Annotated in this window: 1 pseudogene; it reads right to left on the bottom strand. The window is 38.2% G+C overall.

The annotated features are described in order from the left end of the window. Positions 1 to 769: pseudogene (locus tag AC1DG9_RS27500) on the bottom strand (DUF2723 domain-containing protein); the annotation flags it as partial.

Raw genomic sequence — 769 nt, 5'->3', positions numbered from 1 at the left:
CAACAATACTTGGTGGCAGGTTGGTTTGGCTTCCCAATCGTATAGCATCCAGCGATTTAATTCCGGTTATCCAGTTCCCTTCGCTATAGCCTCCCTGACCCTGATTGTCATTTTGTCGACCAACAAAATTCCAGAAAAAGTAGCGCCAGTACATAAAACCTACCTGGTATGATGCAAAGAACTTTAAATTTTGGGCAAAAGAAGGGGTTTCTCCGTCAGCAAGATTTAACCACTGCTTGTAAAAGTTTATGTGATCTGGTTTGTCACTATATGTTCTTGGAAACAATAAATTCTTGTCATATTCCACATCTATACCTCTTCCTGAAACCTCATATTTATCTTTTCCTTTTCTGTATTTGGTATAAGTTTCTTTGCCGTCAATTTGTTTGGCATCAAAAGTTTGTCCGTATAAAAGGGGCGTTTGACCGTAATTTGTACGTCCTAAATAACCATATAAAGCAAAAGCATTATCAGGATTCGAAAGGTTTAAGCTTGGCTTCGCATCTGCTCTTATAATGATTAAAAAGTAAGAGCTAAAGCCAAACAATACAAATGTTAGGCAGATCATGCTGAGGTTWAGATTGTACTTTTTATGCTTAATTGAGTAGTAGATGGCGTAGGTAATACTGGCCGCCAAAAGCAGTAWAAATGTTATGGCGCCGTATCCAAATCCAAAGCCCAGTGTGTTTACGAAGAACAAATCGAACCTTGCTGCAAGCAATACAAAATATTGGATAATAACGAACTGAACTATTACCCATATAAGCCC

This window comes from Pedobacter sp. 05L430, from assembly GCF_056397585.1.
This window is presented reverse-complemented; position numbering and strand designations above follow the sequence as displayed.